Source organism: Pseudomonas sp. HS-18 (assembly GCF_020401845.1).
Lineage (GTDB): Bacteria > Pseudomonadota > Gammaproteobacteria > Pseudomonadales > Pseudomonadaceae > Pseudomonas > Pseudomonas nitroreducens.
In genome coordinates this window covers 4014466-4031295 of sequence record NZ_CP084413.1, presented here as the reverse complement: position 1 = coordinate 4031295, position 16830 = coordinate 4014466, and the positions used below count along the sequence as shown (strand labels likewise).

General features: G+C 64.5%; 18 protein-coding genes. 10 read left to right on the top strand and 8 right to left on the bottom strand.

Annotated elements, in window-relative coordinates:
- Positions 1-86: 86 nt before the first annotated feature.
- Both LDJ84_RS18660 and LDJ84_RS18655 read right to left on the bottom strand, forming a co-directional pair.
- Complete coding sequence (locus LDJ84_RS18660; RefSeq protein WP_038803527.1) at positions 87-809, bottom strand: SDR family oxidoreductase; 723 nt, start codon at positions 807-809, stop codon at positions 87-89.
- Between the two features lie 16 nt (positions 810-825).
- Positions 826-1674, bottom strand: coding sequence for a type 1 glutamine amidotransferase domain-containing protein (locus tag LDJ84_RS18655; RefSeq protein ID WP_024763470.1), 849 nt, complete (start codon positions 1672-1674; stop codon positions 826-828).
- Positions 1675-1787: 113 nt separating this feature from the next.
- Between LDJ84_RS18655 and LDJ84_RS18650 the strand changes: the two genes are divergently transcribed.
- On the top strand, positions 1788-2702 hold the full coding sequence (locus LDJ84_RS18650; RefSeq protein ID WP_226045233.1) for a LysR family transcriptional regulator: 915 nt from the start codon (positions 1788-1790) through the stop codon (positions 2700-2702).
- 115 nt (positions 2703-2817) lie between these two features.
- Here the strand turns inward: LDJ84_RS18650 and LDJ84_RS18645 are convergent, their stop codons facing one another.
- Positions 2818-4260 (bottom strand): MFS transporter, encoded by a 1443-nt coding sequence (locus LDJ84_RS18645; RefSeq protein ID WP_226045232.1) that lies wholly within the window; start codon positions 4258-4260, stop codon positions 2818-2820.
- A 195-nt stretch (positions 4261-4455) separates the two neighbouring features.
- On the opposite strand from LDJ84_RS18645, the gene LDJ84_RS18640 reads away from it, so the two are divergent.
- Complete coding sequence (locus tag LDJ84_RS18640; RefSeq protein WP_024763467.1) at positions 4456-5307, top strand: LysR family transcriptional regulator; 852 nt, start codon at positions 4456-4458, stop codon at positions 5305-5307.
- A 186-nt stretch (positions 5308-5493) separates the two neighbouring features.
- Complete coding sequence (gene glsB / locus LDJ84_RS18635) at positions 5494-6402, top strand: glutaminase B (RefSeq protein WP_024763466.1); 909 nt, start codon at positions 5494-5496, stop codon at positions 6400-6402.
- Positions 6403-6461: 59 nt separating this feature from the next.
- Here glsB and LDJ84_RS18630 read toward each other — a convergent pair whose 3' ends face one another.
- Positions 6462-6677: a hypothetical protein gene (locus LDJ84_RS18630; RefSeq protein WP_037009061.1), complete on the bottom strand. Its 216-nt coding sequence runs from the start codon at positions 6675-6677 to the stop codon at positions 6462-6464.
- Positions 6678-6987: 310 nt separating this feature from the next.
- On the opposite strand from LDJ84_RS18630, the gene LDJ84_RS18625 reads away from it, so the two are divergent.
- Entirely contained in the window at positions 6988-8307 is a 1320-nt protein-coding gene (locus LDJ84_RS18625) for an MFS transporter (protein WP_193453170.1), read from the top strand.
- Complete coding sequence (locus tag LDJ84_RS18620; RefSeq protein ID WP_038803528.1) at positions 8304-9080, top strand: substrate-binding domain-containing protein; 777 nt, start codon at positions 8304-8306, stop codon at positions 9078-9080. Before LDJ84_RS18625 ends, LDJ84_RS18620 begins: the two co-directional genes overlap by 4 nt.
- Here the strand turns inward: LDJ84_RS18620 and LDJ84_RS18615 are convergent.
- Both LDJ84_RS18615 and LDJ84_RS18610 read right to left on the bottom strand, forming a co-directional pair.
- The gene (locus LDJ84_RS18615; protein WP_024763463.1) at positions 9066-9974 is read right to left on the bottom strand and encodes a LysR family transcriptional regulator; all 909 of its coding nucleotides are present in this window, start codon (positions 9972-9974) and stop codon (positions 9066-9068) included. The two genes, LDJ84_RS18620 and LDJ84_RS18615, sit on opposite strands and share 15 nt — an antisense overlap.
- A 216-nt stretch (positions 9975-10190) precedes the next feature.
- On the bottom strand, positions 10191-11144 hold the full coding sequence (locus LDJ84_RS18610) for a GlxA family transcriptional regulator (RefSeq protein ID WP_024763462.1): 954 nt from the start codon (positions 11142-11144) through the stop codon (positions 10191-10193).
- Between the two features lie 108 nt (positions 11145-11252).
- On the opposite strand from LDJ84_RS18610, the gene LDJ84_RS18605 reads away from it, so the two are divergent.
- Positions 11253-12047, top strand: coding sequence for an SDR family NAD(P)-dependent oxidoreductase (locus tag LDJ84_RS18605; protein WP_024763461.1), 795 nt, complete (start codon positions 11253-11255; stop codon positions 12045-12047).
- Positions 12048-12121: 74 nt separating this feature from the next.
- On the opposite strand, the gene LDJ84_RS18600 is transcribed toward LDJ84_RS18605, so the two are convergent.
- Positions 12122-12619 carry a winged helix-turn-helix transcriptional regulator gene (locus LDJ84_RS18600; RefSeq protein WP_024763460.1) on the bottom strand — a complete coding sequence of 166 codons (498 nt, stop codon included), beginning with the start codon at positions 12617-12619 and terminating at the stop codon, positions 12122-12124.
- Positions 12620-12729: 110 nt separating this feature from the next.
- On the opposite strand from LDJ84_RS18600, the gene fabF reads away from it, so the two are divergent.
- Complete coding sequence (gene fabF / locus LDJ84_RS18595) at positions 12730-13998, top strand: beta-ketoacyl-ACP synthase II (protein ID WP_024763459.1); 1269 nt, start codon at positions 12730-12732, stop codon at positions 13996-13998.
- A 69-nt stretch (positions 13999-14067) separates the two neighbouring features.
- On the opposite strand, the gene LDJ84_RS18590 is transcribed toward fabF, so the two are convergent.
- On the bottom strand, positions 14068-14970 hold the full coding sequence (locus tag LDJ84_RS18590) for a MerR family transcriptional regulator (RefSeq protein ID WP_226045231.1): 903 nt from the start codon (positions 14968-14970) through the stop codon (positions 14068-14070).
- A gap of 122 nt (positions 14971-15092) precedes the next feature.
- Between LDJ84_RS18590 and LDJ84_RS18585 the strand changes: the two genes are divergently transcribed.
- The 3 genes from LDJ84_RS18585 to LDJ84_RS18575 all read left to right on the top strand — a co-directional run bounded on the left by LDJ84_RS18585 (position 15093) and on the right by LDJ84_RS18575 (position 16829).
- Positions 15093-15545, top strand: coding sequence for a PAS domain-containing protein (locus LDJ84_RS18585; RefSeq protein ID WP_226045230.1), 453 nt, complete (start codon positions 15093-15095; stop codon positions 15543-15545).
- A gap of 109 nt (positions 15546-15654) precedes the next feature.
- Positions 15655-16077, top strand: coding sequence for a nuclear transport factor 2 family protein (locus LDJ84_RS18580; RefSeq protein WP_024763456.1), 423 nt, complete (start codon positions 15655-15657; stop codon positions 16075-16077).
- Positions 16074-16829 carry an SDR family NAD(P)-dependent oxidoreductase gene (locus LDJ84_RS18575; protein ID WP_226045229.1) on the top strand — a complete coding sequence of 252 codons (756 nt, stop codon included), beginning with the start codon at positions 16074-16076 and terminating at the stop codon, positions 16827-16829. The genes LDJ84_RS18580 and LDJ84_RS18575 overlap by 4 nt, the downstream gene beginning before the upstream one ends.
- The last annotated feature ends 1 nt before the right edge of the window (position 16830 follow it).

Genomic DNA, 16830 nt, shown 5'->3' with positions numbered 1-16830 from the left:
GCTCCAGACCTCAAGGTCGAGCCTTGGTAGCGTCCACCTCTGGCCGCTAGCATCGCCTGCTTGAGGCAACCTCGTTAAGGCGGGCTCTAGAACGGGCTCCTGCCGATCGAGGCCCCTCCGTCAACGTAGAGCGTCTGCCCGGTGATGAAGTCGCTGCGCTCATTGAGCAGGAAGGCCACCGCCGGCGCGACGTCCTGCGGTTGCCCGAGCCGGCCCATCGGCACTGCCGCGATGTAGGCGGCTTCGCCCGCGCTGCCTGGCGGATTTCCACGACGGAACAGCTCGGTTTCGATCGGTCCCGGCGCGACTGCGTTGACTGTGATCCCCGTCTGAGCCAGTTCCAGTGCCCAGCTGCGGGTGAAACTGACCAGGGCAGCCTTGGCGGCGGCGTAGGAGGTGCGCTGGCGAGTGCCGAGGACAGTGAGGCTGGCGATGTTCACTATCCGTCCCCAACCGCGCTTGCGCATGCCCGGTAGCAGTGCCTGGGTGGCTTGCAGCGCTGGGTGCAGATTCACCTGCATGACTTCGTCGAAACTTGCCAGGTCCACTTCGCCCAGTGCCTGGGGGCGAACCAGGCCGACATTGTTCACCAGGCCGTCGAAGGCGTGATATTTCATCAGCTCCGTCAGCAGGGTCGGGAAGCGGCCAGCGTCTGTCAGGTCCGTGGCGACCAGTTCGCCGGGGAAGCTGGCGTCGCCAGCCTGGCGGGCTATGCCGACGACCTGGTGACCCTCGGCCGCCAGTTGCTCGGAGATAGCCCGGCCAATGCCCTTGCTGGCACCGGTGATCAGGAAGGTACGTTGCGGCATGACATGCTCCTCGTAATCAATGCTTCTGCAGACGTTGCAGCAGGGCTTGGCCGACCTGCGCCGCCGATGCCGGGTTCTGCCCGGTGATCAGCTCGCGATCGATTATCACGTTGGGCGTCCAAGGTGACTGGTTGCTCTGGTACTGTCCGCCGGCTCGCTCCAGGGCAGTCTGGGGGTAGAACTTCATTTGCCCACCTCCCAGCAGCGCCTTGGCTTGTTCTTCTTCCTGGTTGCTGATGACCGTCATGCGATAGCCGGCGTAGATCCAGCCTGTGGGGGCTGCAGTCTTGTCTCCGGACTCCAGCGCATGGATCAGTTTCTGCGGTTGGTCCAGTGTCGAGAGCAGGGCGATGGGGCCGTGGCAAACCAGGGCGGTGGTCTTGCCGTCGGCGTGGAACGCACGCAGCAGGCGCCCCAGTGCCGGGGCGGCGAGCAGGTCCTGCATCGGCGCATGGCCGCCGGGTACATAGACTGCGTCGAACTGCCTGTAACCGATCTGCTCCACGCGCGCCAGGCTGATCACCGGCGAGTGGGTCGGCGAGGTGAGCTGCAGTTTCTCCAGCAGCGTCTGGTATTGCTCCAGGCGCTTCGGGTCGCCGCCGAAGTACTGGATGGCTGCTGAACTGCGGTCCAGTGTTGGGGCGCGCCCATGGGGCGTCGCGAAGGTCACACGATGGCCGGCGTCGAGCAGTGCCTTGGTCGGTTCCAGCAACTCGTTGAGGTAAAAGCCGGTATCGAAGACCTTGCCGTCGCGCAGATCCAGGTGGTTCTCGTCGGACAGCACCACCAGTACGTTTGCTGCGTGGGCGCCCAGGCTGGCGCCGCCGATGGCGGCGGCGAGGGCGAGTCGTTGGTAAGTTTTCATCGCGGGTCCCCTGTGGGCGCGAGCCGGATGGCGCGCGTTGGTGGAACTTTATTGATGCTTGCATCGGCGATAAATTGGCTATCTGGGAAAGCATTTTTGCTCTGTAGGACAAAATGGCGCGACGGTTCGATCACCTGGGGGATGTCGAGGCCCTGCTCGAAGTGGTGGAGCGTGGCTCGATCAGCGCGGCGGCGGTTGCCTTGGCTACCACGCCCTCGGTGATCAGCCGGGCCATCTCCCGGCTGGAGGCACGCCTGGGCGTGCAGTTGCTGCGCCGTACCACGCGCCGGCTGAGCCTCACCGACAGCGGGCGTGAATATGTCCAGCAGGCGGGTGCCGCCTTCGAGCAGATCGTCAGTGCGGAGCGGGCACTGAGCGGGCGAGGGGAGGTGCAGGGCCGAGTGCGCTTGAGTGCGCCGACCACCTACGGGCACTACCGTCTGCCCGCCATGCTGGCGGCCTTTGCCCTGCGCTATCCGAAGGTGCAGGTGGAGCTCGGCATCGCCAACCGCAATGTCGATCTGGTGGCCGAAGGTTATGACCTGGCGATTCGCCTCGGAACTTTGCCCGACAGCAGCCTGGTGGCGCGCCAGCTGGAGGAGGCACGGCTTTGCCTGGTGGCGGCACCGGCCTATCTGGCCCGCGTCGGCACGCCGAAATCCGTCGCCGATCTCGCCATGCATAACTGTCTGCCGTTCGTCATGCCCAGCAATGGGCGGCCGGGCATCTGGCAATTCCGCCAGGGCGAGGAAGAGCTGAGGTTCGTTCCACAGGGCAACCCGGTGGTGGCGGACGATGTGCTGGGCTGCATCTCGCTGGCCGAGCACGGCGTGGGGATCTGCCAGACCTACGAATTCATCGTTGCCGAACGCTTGCGCCAAGGGCGCCTGGTTCGCCTGCTGGAGGACCTCGAGGGCGCCCGGCGACCTTTTTCCCTCATCTATCCCCCCCATCGCCAGTTATCGACGGCGTGCCGTGTGTTGATCGATTTTCTAGCGGGATCGGCAGCGGAAACCACCCCTGACTAGTCAGTCGGTGCCGAGCACACTGGCTCGGCCGATGCCATGAACGAGGTCGGTGACAGACAGGTGCGGCAGGCCAGTCCTCGACGGAAGGTCGATGCTTACCGGCGTCCTGGATTGCTTACAGGGATTTGCCACTGCCCGTTCGCGGCGCCGAAGCGTAAAGCACCAGTAGCGCGGACAAGCTCAGGCTCAGGGCGATGCCCAGCAGCGCGGCGATAAAGCCTCGGGCTACCGAGGCCGGGCTGTGGGCCGGCGCGGCGACGGCATAGAACAGGCCGCCGAGCACCGCCACACCGAGGGAGGCACTGATTTGCAAGGCCGAGTTGACCAGGCCGGAAACCATCCCGGAGCCAGCGGCCGGGGCGCGGTCGATCACGCTTCGGATCAGGGTGGGCAATGCCCAGCCCTGGCCAAATCCCAGCAGCCCGACGCCCACGATCAGCGGCACCAGCGCCGGACGTTCACCCGCGGCAGCGGTACCTACCGCTGCGCTCAGGACCACGCAGCCCAGCATCTCCAGCAGCATTCCCAGGGCCGGTACCCAGCGGCCGAAGCAGCGGATGGCAATGGGGGTGGTCAGCGGACCGACCAGAAAGCCGACGCCGAAGGGTGTGAACATCAGGCCGGTGACCGCCGGTGTGGTGCCGAGCGCGCCTTGCAGGTACACCGAAAAGGTCAGAAAGAACGCTGATACGACGTAGAAAAACAGCGCGCTGACCAGGCCCGCCAGCAAGCGCGGCGATCGCGCCAGTTGGGGGCTGAGCAGCGGAGTGCCGCCGCGCCTTAGGAGGGCCGCTTCATGGCGCCAGAAGACCATGGCAACCACGGGCGCGCCCAGCAACATCAGGCACATCCACCACGGCCAGTCCAACTCCGGACCCTGCACCAGCGGTACCACCAGCAGGCCCAGCGTCAGGGCGCAGAGCAGCGCGCCGAGGCGATCCAGAGACGCCGGTGTGGCGCTGCGGGTGTCCGGCAGAAAAGGCATGCCGACGAAGAAAACGGCGGCCACGATGGGAAGATTGATCAGAAAGATGATCCGCCACTGCAGCCCGAGCACGTCGGCCGCGATCAGCACGCCGCCCAGGACTTGTGCGACCACGGCGGCTAATCCAAGCGCCGCTCCATACACCGCCAACGCCCGCGAGCGCTCCTGCTCGGGAAACAGGGCATGGATGGACGCCAGGCCCTGGGGAGCCATGGCGGCGGCGCTCAACCCTTGCAAGACTCGACCCACGATCAGCATCGGCGGCGAGGCCGCCAGTCCACAGATCAGCGATGCCAATCCAAAGCCTGCCATGCCCGCCAGAAACACCCGACGCCGGCCAAACAGGTCGCCCAGGCGTCCACCGGTAATGAGAAAAACTGCATAGGTTGCCGCATAGGCCGAGATCACCCATTCGATCTGCGCCGGCGTCGCCCTCAGCCCCTGAGCAATGGACGGCAGGGCCACATTGACGATGAAGAAATCCAGTGGTGGCAGGAACGCGCCGGCCAGCAGTACCGCAAAGGCCAGCCAGCGCCGAGATGCCGTGGCGGTGGCTGGAGTGGAAAGGGTCATGGCAACGCCTCCAGGAAACGATTTGGCCGGCAGCTTCTGGCCGGGCCCGCGCATCGCTACGTACACTAGCGAGCGGAGTGGGATCGGCCTGACGACGCTGCCAGGCTGGATGTGGCCGCAGTTTGAAAGGCTGGGTGCGTTGGCGGGACTGCCATCGCTGCACATTGCGCGTTCATTTTCGTAAGGGGTGACGGGGTGGAATGGGACGACTTGCGTTTTTTCCTGGCGATAGCCCGTGCCCGCTCCCTGGGCGCCGCTGCCAAGCATCTGGGCGTCAGTCACCCCACCGTGGGCAGGCGTTTGCAGGCGCTGGAGCAAGCCTGCGGCCAGGCTTTTTTCCGGCGCACCAGCGAAGGTCTGGTACCGACCGCGATGGGCGAGGGCATCCTGAGCCTGGCAGAGGATATGGAAAGCAGCGCCCTGGCCATTGCCCGGCGCATCGATGGCAGTGAACAGCCCGAGGGCATCCTGCGCATATCCTCAGCCGACTGGTTTGCCGGGTACGTGCTGGCGCCGGTGCTTGGCGAACTGGTGCGCCGCCACCCTGCGGTGGTACCCGAGGTGATTGCCGGGCAGCGTCTATCGGACCTCACCCGCCGCGAAGCGGACATCGCCTTTCGTATCGTGCCGTTTGACCAGCCGGACATCGTGCAGCGCCGGCTGATGAGCATGCCCTACGGCCTGTACGCCAGCGCCGCCGTGCCCTTCGAGCCCGGTCCGGATGGCGCGGACTGCAAGTTGATCCTGATGAACACCGCGCAGGCCTATTACCCCGACGTGCTGTGGGTCCAGCGCATGCTGCCCGCCGCGCCCACGGTGTTCACCAGCAGCAGCCGCACCGTGCAGGCGCAGATGTGCGCTCGAGGCTTGGGGGTGGCGGTACTGCCGCGCCCGCTGGGCGACCAGCTGCCGGCGCTGACCCGTATTGAACTCAGCGAAGAGCCGCCCCCGCGTGATATCTGGATGGGCTACCACCAGGACATGCGGCGCCTGGATCGCCTGCGTGCGCTGGCAGAACTGGCCAGCGAGATGCTCGGCAGCCACTGAGGGGCGCTAGGACCTCTCGCTCGCCTGTAGCGTGCGTTGGTAGCAGCCGCTCCCGCACACCTATCGGGTGCCGCCATGAATCCCGATCGCCGCCACTCTGATCCCGTGAGTGTGATCTCTCCTGCTCGATCTACGTCAAGAGTGCTGCCCCGTGCAGTCGTCTGGGGTCTGATAACGGGGACTTCCATGCAAACTCTGTTGAACGACATTCTCGAAGCCGTGCGTCCCTTGATCGGCAAGGGCAACGTAGCCGACTACATTCCCGCACTGGCCGACGTGCCGGCGAGTCAGCTGGGGATAGCGGTCTATGGCAACGATGGCAGCTATCACTGTGCGGGCGACGCCTTGGTGCCGTTTTCGGTGCAGAGCATTTCCAAGGTTTTCAGCCTGGTTCAGGCGATTGGTCACTCCGGAGAGGCCATCTGGGAACGGCTTGGTCACGAGCCTTCGGGCCAGCCGTTCAACTCGCTGGTTCAGTTGGAGTTCGAGCGCGGGCGCCCGCGTAATCCCTTCATCAATGCCGGTGCGTTGGTTATCTGCGATATCAACCAATCGCGCTTCGCCGCACCCATTCAGTCGATGCGCGATTTCGTGCGGCGCCTGTCGGGCAATCCCCAGATAGCGATGGATGCACGTGTGGCCGATTCGGAGTATCAGTTCCGCGCGCGCAATGCGGCCATGGCTTACCTGATGCAGTCATTCGGCAATTTCCATAACGAGGTGGAGACTGTGCTGCGCAGCTATTTCAGCTACTGCGCGTTGCGCATGAATTGCCTGGATCTGGCACGAGCCTTCTGTTTCCTGGCCAACGATGGGTTCTGCAAGCACAGTGGCGAGCAGATTCTGACCCGGCGCCAGACTCAGCAGGTGAACTCGATCATGGCCACCAGCGGGCTGTATGACGAGGCTGGGAATTTTGCCTACCGCGTGGGGCTGCCGGGCAAGAGCGGCGTGGGCGGCGGGATCGTGGCCATCGTGCCGGGGCAATTCACCGTGTGCGTGTGGTCGCCGGAGTTGAATGCAGCGGGCAATTCCCTTGCCGGGATGGCGGCGCTGGAACTGTTGAGTTCCCGGATTGGCTGGTCGGTGTTCTGACGGGCGAGCGGATGGTCAGCGGCCACTCGGCGCGCAGCCGCTGCTGCAGGCGCCGATCCTTATCGTTCGGCTTGCCAGGCGATCAGTGCCGCCAAGGCTTCGCTGATAGGCGTGGTGTTGGCCTCCAGAACCTTCAGATGACGTCGGACGGCTTCGGCGGTGTCCGACGAGCCGCTTGCCTCCGCCCAGGTGGCGAGTTCCCGAATGGCGGCGCTTGTGGCATTGATGTTCTGGTTGAGACGGCAAACGAGCGAGGGGAGGGGGAAAGTGTTCATGATGACCTCCGCAGAGAGACTTCAGATCCACTCGGAAGCAAGAAAGGCCGTACCCATCGATACGGCCTTTTGCCGTGAAGTTGCTGCTCTCCAAACCACACGGCAGGGAAAATTTACCAAAAATAGTCTCTGATTCAAGCCCCCCGCGAGGCATCAGCACAGGGGTGTCGGTGAAGTGTGAAAGGCTTTATTGATAGATTTCATGCATCAATGAATGCAAACATAGCACTTATCGTTTCAAAGTGTGTCAAGCAGAATCCAGCGACCAAAAGCGCCAACAAGCCTAAATAAGATCGCTGGAGAACTCCCTATGCATGCCTCCACCACCCAGGGCCCGACGTCCGCCCGCTCTAAGGCGGGTGCCGTGTTTCGCGTCACTTCGGGCAACTTTCTCGAACAGTTCGATTTCTTCCTCTTCGGCTTTTACGCCACGCAGATAGCCGCCGTCTTCTTTCCCGCATCCAGCGAGTTCGCTTCGCTCATGATGACCTTCGCCGTGTTTGGCGCAGGCTTTCTGATGCGTCCATTGGGAGCGGTGATTCTTGGGGCCTACATCGATGATGTCGGCCGCCGGAAGGGGTTGATCCTCACCTTGTCGATCATGGCCAGTGGCACCCTGCTGATCGTCCTGGTGCCGGGCTATTCCAGCATCGGTCTGTGGGCCCCCTTGCTGGTGCTGGTGGGGCGCTTGCTCCAGGGCTTTTCGGCCGGCGCCGAGCTGGGCGGGGTTTCGGTCTACCTGGCGGAAATGGCGACGGCCGGGCGTAAGGGGTTCTATACCAGTTGGCAATCCGCGAGCCAGCAGGTGGCGATCGTCGTGGCGGCCGCCCTGGGGTACGGGCTCAATCAACTGATGTCACCGGCAATGATCGCGGATTGGGGCTGGAGAATTCCCTTTGCCATTGGCTGCCTGATCGTGCCGTTCATCTTCGTGCTTCGTCGCAGCCTGGAGGAAACCGAGGAGTTTGCCCGTCGCTCCGAGCGCCCCACCATGAAACAGGTATTCGCCACGCTGGGCGAGAACTGGCGTGTGGTCCTGGCCGGCCTGCTGATGGTGGCGATGACGACCACGGCGTTCTATCTGATCACGGTATACGCCCCCACCTTCGGCAAGACGGTGCTGAACCTGAGCACGACCGATGCCTTGCTGGTGACTCTGCTAGTCGGGATCTCGAACTTCATCTGGCTGCCCATCGGCGGGCATCTGAGCGATAGATTCGGGCGCAAGCCGATACTCGTCGCGATGACCGTGCTGGCCATTTTCACGGCCTATCCGGCGCTGTCCTTCCTGGCCCAGGCACCGAGCTTCGCGCACATGCTGCAGGTCCTGCTCTGGCTGTCGTTCATCTACGGCCTCTACAACGGGGCGATGATTCCCGCTCTCACCGAAATCATGCCGGTGCAAGTCCGGGTGGCGGGCTTCTCCCTGGCTTACAGCTTGGCAACCGCCGTGTTTGGCGGCTTCACCCCCGCAATTTCTACCTGGCTCATTCATTTGAGCGGCGACAAGGGCGCCCCCGGCTACTGGATGACCTTCGCCGCCGTCTGTGCGCTGTGCTCGACGCTGGTGCTTTACCGCGCAAGCTCCTCGCGTACTCCCTTCCTGCCTGATCGAGAGCTTGCTCAATGAAAGCACTGACCCAACATCTAGCCGCCCTGGCGCTTGGCCTTTGCGCGCTCAACAGCGCTGCACAGGCCGAAGAACTGAACGTCATGACGTCGGGTGGTTTCACCGCGGCATTTCAACGGCTGAGCCCTAAGTATGCGCAAAACAGCGGCGACACGATCCAGACCATCCTAGGCCCGTCCATGGGCAAGGCCCGCGAAGCGATCCCCAATCGACTGGCGAGAGGGGAGAATGCCGATGTGGTGATCATGGTCGGCTACGCCCTGGATGAGCTCATCAAGCAGGGCGTAGTGGACCCGGCTTCCAAAGTCGAGCTGGCGGACTCTCGTATTGGCATGGTGGTCCGAAAGGGTGCTGCCAAGCCGCGGATCGATAGCGAGGAGGCGTTCAGGAACAGCCTGCTGGACGCCGGCTCCATCGCTTATTCGGACAGCGCCAGCGGTGTCTACATCCAGAACAAACTATTCAGGAAGCTCGGGGTGGAGCAGCAGGTGGAACCGAAGGCGAAGATGATCGAACGGATCCCGGTTGCCTCGGTCGTCGCCTCGGGCCAGTACGAGGTCGGTTTCCAGCAGGTCGCCGAGTTGCTGCCCATTGCCGGGGTATCCTTCGTCGGCAAGATTCCGGAAAGCCTGCAATCGGTGACCCGCTACTCTGCCGGTATCCCACGCAATGCAAAACACCCGGAGAAGGCCAGGGAGTTGCTGTCGTATCTCGCCTCGCCTGCCGCGCAGCCCGTCGTGCAGGCCTCGGGCCTGGATTCAGTCCCCCGGTGATTTCACCGGCGTGCTTTTGACCAGCCGCTCCAGCTCGAGCGCAGCGGGCGTCAGCGTGCGTCCGCTGTGCTTGATCAACCCCACGTTTCGCACCACCGCAGGTTCCTCCAGCGGAACGGCCTTGAGGATGGGGTGGCTGGTCCGTGGCATCGCGATCGATGGTACGGCGGCCACGCCCACGCCGGCTTCCACCAGCCCTATGGCGGTGGTGACATGTCTCGTTTCGCAAATGCTGTGGCGGGGCGGGACCACGCGTTTCAAGGCCTGGCTCAGGATGAGGCGGTTGCCGGAGCTCTTGTCCAGCGCGATGTAGTCGTGCTCGTAGAGCTCGGACCAGGTCACCGACGGACGATCCGCCAGGGGGTGATCACGTCGGCAGGCCATTACGTATCGTTCTTCGAGCAGCAGTTCGAAGGTGATTTCCGGGCTGAGATTGCCGCTGAACGTAACGCCGAAATCGGCTTCCCCGCTCGCGACGGCGAGGTTGACCTCATGCGCGCTGGCGTCCACCACCATGATCTTGATACGCGGATACAGCCGGTGGAACTCACTGATGACGTTAGGCATGAAGTAGTAGGCGGCCGACGGCACGCAGGCGATGGTGACGCGCTCCATCCGACTGGAGGCGACATCCGCAATGCTCATCAACGCATTGTCCAGTTGATCGAGCACCCGCTCGACTTCCGGCACGAATGCCCGACCCACCGCCGTCAGGCTGACCTTGCGGGTCGTCCTGTCGAACAGCCGAACATTCAAGGCCGATTCCAGCTTCTCGATACGACGGCTCAGCGCCGGCTGGGAGATCTTTACCGTCTCGGCGGCCTTGCGGAAGCTGCCCTTTTCAACAATGGCGCGGAATGCCTGAAGATCGTCCAGATCGAAGTTGATGCTCATGGGGCTGGCGATGGATTGATAATGAGGCGGCATCAATAGCACTTTCGGTCGCGCCGGGGAAGGCACCAATGGCGGACTGCGAGGCGTTAGCTGGGCAACGCGGATAAACCGGAGCGCCAGTCGCAAGCCTTCGTTGCGGATACACCAGTGTCCGTGAGTTCCTTCCGGACGGGATTGCGTCGGCAATCAGCGCGCCTTGCTGTCGGTCGCTGCTGGCTATGCCGGCATTACCCGGCGGGCATCGCGGCGCACGGCCTGTGGGGGCACCCCGAACCCGCGCATGAAGACTTCGCGCATGTGCCGGCGATCGCGGAAACCCGTTTCCCGGGCCACCACATCGAGCGAGTGGCGGCTTTGCTCGATCATCAGCCTCGCGGCTTCCAGGCGCAGTGCCTCGATCGCCTTGGCCGGGGATTGCCCTGTCTCGGCGGTGAACACGCGGGTGAACTGGCGGGGGCTGAGGTGGGCGACATCGGCCAGCTCCTCGACGCCCAGTGGTTGCCTCAGATGCTGGCGTGCATAGTTCAAGACGCTCTGGATGCGGTCGGACTTGGGGGCAAGGTCGAGCATTTCCGAATGCTGGGATTGGCCGCCGGAGCGGTGCTGGTGCATTACCAGCTTGTGCGCCACCGAGCGCGCGACTTCTGCGCCCAGGTCCTTCTCCACCATGCCGACGGCCAGGTCGAGGCCGGCGGTCATGCCTGCCGATGTCCAAAAAGGGCCATCGACGATGTAGATACGGTCTGCCTCGACCATGATTTGCGGATGACGTTTCTGCAGGGCCTGGGCATAGGCCCAATGGGTCGTCGCTCGCCGCCCGGCGAGCAGTCCTGCTTCGGCGAGGATGAAAGCGCCGGTGCAGATACCGACCGCACGGCGCGCCTGGCTGCCGGCCTTGCGCACGAAGTCGAGAACTTCGGGGGTTGGCTCGCTCTCCAGCGGGTCGTTGACCCCGACCACCATCCAGGTATCGGCCAGCCGTGGCGCTTGCAGAGGACGGGTCTCCATGGTCAGGCCCAGCGAGGAGCGCACCAGGCCACCAGCTGGCGAGAAGTGCTCGATGCTGTAGACCGGTTTACCGACGGCCAGGTTGGCGAACTCGAAGACCGTCTGGGTGGCCAGGGAGAGCACCTGGAAGCCATCGGTGAGCAGATAGCCAATGCGATGCATGATGATATCCTGAATGTCCTGAAATACTACCTTATACGTCATTTGAGATGCGGCCAAGTCGTCGCATCCTGACCTCCAGCCTTCCCCAACCCTCGCTGGAGCATCGACATGACCCACACTCATCCTGGTACTGCCCTGATCACTGGCGCCTCGTCTGGCATCGGCGCCATCTATGCAGAACGCCTGGCCCGCCGTGGCTACGACCTGATCCTGGTCGCCCGCAATCGTGGTCGTCTGAATGCGCTGGCCAAGCGCCTGAGCGATGAAACCGGTCGCGCCATCGAGGTGGTGGTCGCCGATCTGGCCGACAGAACCGATCTGGCGCAGGTCGAGGAGCTGCTGCGGTCGGACGCGAGCATCTCCTTGCTGGTGAACAACGCCGGCATCGGCGCCACCCGTCCCTTGCTGGAATCCAACATCGACAGGCTGGAGGATCTGCTCACGCTGAACGTGAACGTGCTGACGCGCCTGACCTACGCCGCCGTGCCCGGCTTTGTCGCTCGCGGTGGCGGCACGCTGATCAACATCGCCTCCATCGTTGCCATCGCGCCGGAGGTGCTGAACGGTGTGTACGGCGGCTCAAAGGCGTTCGTCCTCGCCTTCAGCCAGTCCCTGCGCCATGAACTGGCGGACACGAACGTCCGCGTACAGGTGGTGCTGCCCGGTGCGACCGCCACCGACTTCTGGGGCCTGGCCGGCACGCCGCTGGAGCATCTACCGGACGCCATCGTGATGAAGGCGGATGACATGGTGGATGCGGCACTCGCCGGGCTCGACCAGGGCGAGTTCGTCACCATTCCGGCGTTACCGGAAATCGCCGACCTCGATGACTATGAAGCGGCGCGCCAGAAATTGATGCCCAACTTGTCGCGCAGCTTGCCCGCAGCCAGATATCTGGGGTGAGCGGTGAGGGGCCGAGCCTGCTGTGAGGGGCTCGGCTCGACGCGCTCAGCGGGGAGTCGCGAAGGGCCTGCCGATCAAGCGTCCTGCGCGGGCCGGCTGGTTCCAAGGCGCAGCCGCATCGGGGCGCTGGCCGCCGGTCCTGCCTGCACCGTGCAGTGATCCAGCGGCACGCAGCGGCCCTCGGAGATTTCGGCCATGATCCGGTGTACGGGCCTTCCGCTCTCCCGCTCGACCAACTGCACGCTTTCCTCGCCCTGCACGTAATGGCGATTCCCCCAGGCCACAAGTGCCATGAGGACGACTCGGAAGTCTTCGCCTCGGGGCGTGGGTACGTATTCGTAGCGCAACGGGCGCTGACTGTACGCCTGGCGCTCGAGCAAGCCCGCCTCGACGAGTGATTTCAGGCGCCGGGTCAGCATGTTCGGAGCGATTTCCAGGCTGCGGGAAAACTCATCGAAGCGCCGCAAGCCCTGCAGCGCGTCACGCATGATCAGCATGCTCCACCATTCACCAACCCGCTCCAGGCTCAGTGCGATGGGGCATTCGGCTTCGGCAAAAGTCTTGCGCTGCATGGTCGGCCTTCTTTTGAAAAGTATAAATAGTAGCCCGGCATGTTACTTTCATGATGATAGTAACGTCCATGCAGTGTGATCTCTCAATCTGCAACAGGAGTGGGGCCCAAATGAACAAGCGTATCGTCGTTACCGGGATGGGGGCGGTCAGCCCGCTCGGCTGCGGAGTCGAACCGATATGGAAACGCCTTCTGGCCTGCCAGTCGGGAATTCGCCGGCTGGCGCCTGAGCTGGTCGGTGATCTGTCGGTCAGCATTGGCGGCCAGGTGCCGGATCGGTCCCAGGACCCGGAGGCCGGCTTCGATCCGGATCAACTGCTGGCGGCCAAAGAGCAGCGCAAGATGGACCGTTTCATCCTGTTCGCCCTGGCCGCAGCCAAGGAGGCGCTGGCACAGGCCGGCTGGTCTCCCAGCACGTCCCAGGAGCAGGAACGCACGGCGACCATCATTGCGACGGGTGTAGGTGGGTTCCATTCGATTGCCGAGGCGGTACGGACCACCGACAGCAAGGGGCCGCGCCGCTTATCGCCCTTCACCATTCCCTCGTTCCTGAGCAACATGGCGGCTGGGCATGTATCCATTTTCCATGGTTTCAAGGGCCCCCTGGGTACGCCGGTGACCGCCTGCGCCGCCGGCGTGCAGGCTATCGGGGATGCCGCGCGGATGATCCGCGCGGGCGAGGTGGATATCGCCGTCTGCGGTGGCGCAGAAGCGACCATTCACCGGGTGAGCCTCGCCGGTTTTGCCGCCGCACGGGCGCTTTCCAGCCAGTACAACGACACCCCGGAGCGCGCCTCCCGGCCCTTCGATACGGGGCGCGATGGGTTCGTCATGGGCGAAGGCGCAGGCCTGCTGGTCATCGAAGAGTTGCAGCACGCGCTGGCGCGTGGCGCAACGCCGCTGGCGGAGCTGGTGGGCTACGGTACCAGTGCCGATGCCTATCACATGACCGCGGGTCCCGAGGACGGGGATGGCGCTCGCCGAGCCATGCAGCAAGCGCTGCGGCAGGCGGGTGTCGAGGCATCCCAGGTCCAGCATCTCAATGCCCACGCCACCTCGACTCCGGTCGGCGACAAGGGCGAGCTGGCTGCCATCAGGACCGTGTTCGGCAGCGGCAGCAATGTCGCCATCAGCTCGACCAAGTCGGCGACGGGCCATCTGTTGGGCGCCGCTGGCGGCATAGAGGCGATCTTCACGATCCTGGCGCTGCGCGATCAGGTGGTACCCGCCACGCTGAACCTGGAGGTACCTGATCCCGCGGCCGATGGCCTGAATCTGGTCAGCGGCAGCGCCCGGCCCATGCCATTGGAGTACGCACTGTCCAATGGCTTTGGATTCGGCGGGGTGAACGCGAGCGTCCTCTTCCGGCGCTGGGGTTGAGCTGTGCGTCCCGCATCCTGTACGAACTTGGCGTGTTGTACAGCTTGCCGGGGCGTCGATCGCGTGCGTTTACAGCTGCAGGGCGCCGCGCAGCAGCAATCGCAGCCGCTGCGCGCCGAGTGCCGGACCACTACCCAGGGCCGCTATGGGCCCCCCCGTAGCGGCGTTGGCAATGTCCTGCGCGGCCTCGCCGATCAAGGCCAGCGGGCAATCGATCGCCATCTGTAATCGCTCCAGGCGTTTGATCGCATCCGCCGACAAGACCACGTGGGCGAGCAACACCAGCGCGGCCGGCTGCATCGCCGCGCAGACCAGTGGCAGTTCTTCCGGCGGCGCACCCGGCGCCAGGGGCTGGACGCGTAGATCCTCGCCCCCCAGCAGCAAGCCCGTGGCCAGCAATTCGAATTCCTGTGTCGTCCCGGCGGCATCGGCCAGCAGCACGCCGGCGCCGGGCGCGCGGCTCATCTGCAGGCGAAGGAGGACGCGGGCGCGCAAGAAGGCGTCGAGGAACGCCCACTGGCTGCGGGAGCCGAAGCCGTTGAGCGTCAGCAGGGAGCGCCACAGCGGCAGGAGGATGTCCTCCAGCAGCGTCGAGAGGGGAAAGATGCTGTAGGCCTGGCCGTAGAGCCTGTCGAGTTCGCTCTGGTCGAACGCCCCCGTGGCGCGGGAAAATGCGTCGCGCCACTGCTGGCGCTCGTCGCCGGGCTGGGCCGATTCCTGCCGCTGGCGCTGGGCGAGCAACTCGCCAATCTTGCCTACCGCCATGCCCCGGCCGGTCCACAGCAGAATGTCCTGGATGGTCTGCAGATCCTGCGGGGTGTACAGACGATGCCCGCCATCGGTGCGCAGCGGGCTGACCAGGCCGTAGCGGCGCTCCCACGCCCGCAGGGTCACCGGGTTGATGCCGGTGAGGCGAACCACCTCGCGCATGGGCAGCAGATCGCTGGGATCGATATCGGATAGGTCGTTCATGGCGCGGCCAGGCGGCGAAGGAGCCTGGATTGTAAACCAGCGGCAAGGCTTGTGGCCGAGCTAGGCAGTACCCGGTCGCCCGACTACCCTAGGCGGATCGCAGCGAACCGGATGGAAAACCCATGATCAATGCCAAACTCCTGCAACTGATGGTCGAAGCCTCCAACGACGGCATCGTGGTGGCCGAGCAGGAGGGAGAGGACAGCATCCTGATCTATGCCAACGCGGCCTTCGAACGCCTGACCGGGTTTGCCGTCGACGACATCCTCTATCAGGACTGCCGCTTCCTGCAGGGCAGCGAGCGGCAGCAGGCGGGGCTGGAGGCCGTGCGCGAGGCGATCCGCGCCGGGCAACCCTGTCGCCAGGTGCTGCACAATTTCCGCAAGGACGGCACGCCGTTCTGGAACGAGCTGTCGATCACCCCGGTGCGCAACGAAGCGGACCAGCTCACGTACTTCATCGGCATCCAGCGCGACGTCAGCCGCGAAGTCGCGGCTCGGGACCGCGTGCGCCAGTTGGAGGCCGAGGTCGAGGCGCTCAAGGAGCAACTCGCCGCGCTGAAGCCCCGCCAATGATCTGTAGTAAAAATTGTACAAGCAGACTTGATTTGTACAATTAATGCCGTAGGCTTCGCTTGTACCTGTACAGAAAATAATAGTTGTACAGGATTTGCCGGAGCCCACCATGTCCTCGTTTCTGGAATCCTTCGCCAAGTGCTTTGCCTCGCTGGACGCGTCCAGTCTGTACCGGCTCGGCGACCTCTACAGCCAGGACGTGAGCTTTCAGGACCCGCTGCACCGCGTGGATGGTCTCGCCGAGTTGCGCCGCTACTTCGAGTCGCTCTACGCCGATGCCCAGGAGCTGCGCTACGACTTCCACGGCTTCGATGAAGTGGGCGAGGGGCGCGGCTACCTGCGCTGGACCCTGCATTTCCGCCATCCGCGGCTGGGGGGCGGCAAGTTGATCGTCGTGGAAGGCTGCAGCCATCTGTGCTGGGGCGAGCGCGTGGAATTTCATCGGGACTATTTCGATGCCGGAGCGCTGCTTTATGAGCACCTGCCGGTCATGGGCGGCGTCATCGCCTGGCTGAAGCGGAGGCTGGCATGAGCCGCCTGTGGTTGACCGGAGCCAGCAGCGGCATCGGCGCGGCGCTGGCCGAACGGCTGCTCGCTGAGGGCCACAGCCTGGCCGTGACGGCACGCCAGGCCGCACCGTTGCAAGCGCTGGCCCAGCGTCACGGAGCGCGCGTACTGGTAGTGCCCGGCGACATCACGGACGCCGGCCAGGTCCGGGAAATCGTCCGCCGCATCGAGCAGGCCTGGGGGACGCTGGATCGCGTGGTGCTCAATGCCGGGACCTGCGAATACCTCGAGCCCGGCCGGTTCGACGCGGCGTTGGTGGAGCGCGTGGTGAGGACCAATGTGCTGGGCGCCGCGCAATGCATCCAGGCGTGCCTGCCGCTGCTGCGCCAGGGCGTGCGACCGCACCTGGTGGTTATCGGCAGCGCGGTGACCTGGCTGGCCTTGCCCCGCGCCGGTGCCTATGGGGCCTCCAAGGCCGCGCTGCGTTACCTGCTGGAATCGCTGCGCATCGACCTGGCGGGCGAGGGCATCGATACGACCCTGGTGAGCCCCGGCTTCGTGGAGACGCCGCTGACCCGGCAAAACGATTTCCCCATGCCCATGATCTGGCCGGTGGAGCGCGCTGCCGAGCATATCGTCCAGCGCCTGGAGTCCCGTCCGTTGGAGATCGCCTTCCCGCGTGCCTTCGTCCTGATCCTGCGGCTGCTGGGCGCGTTGCCCTCGCGCTGGCGCCTGGGGCTCGGTCGACGGCTCGCCCGCCGTCCGGCGGAGGCCTGAG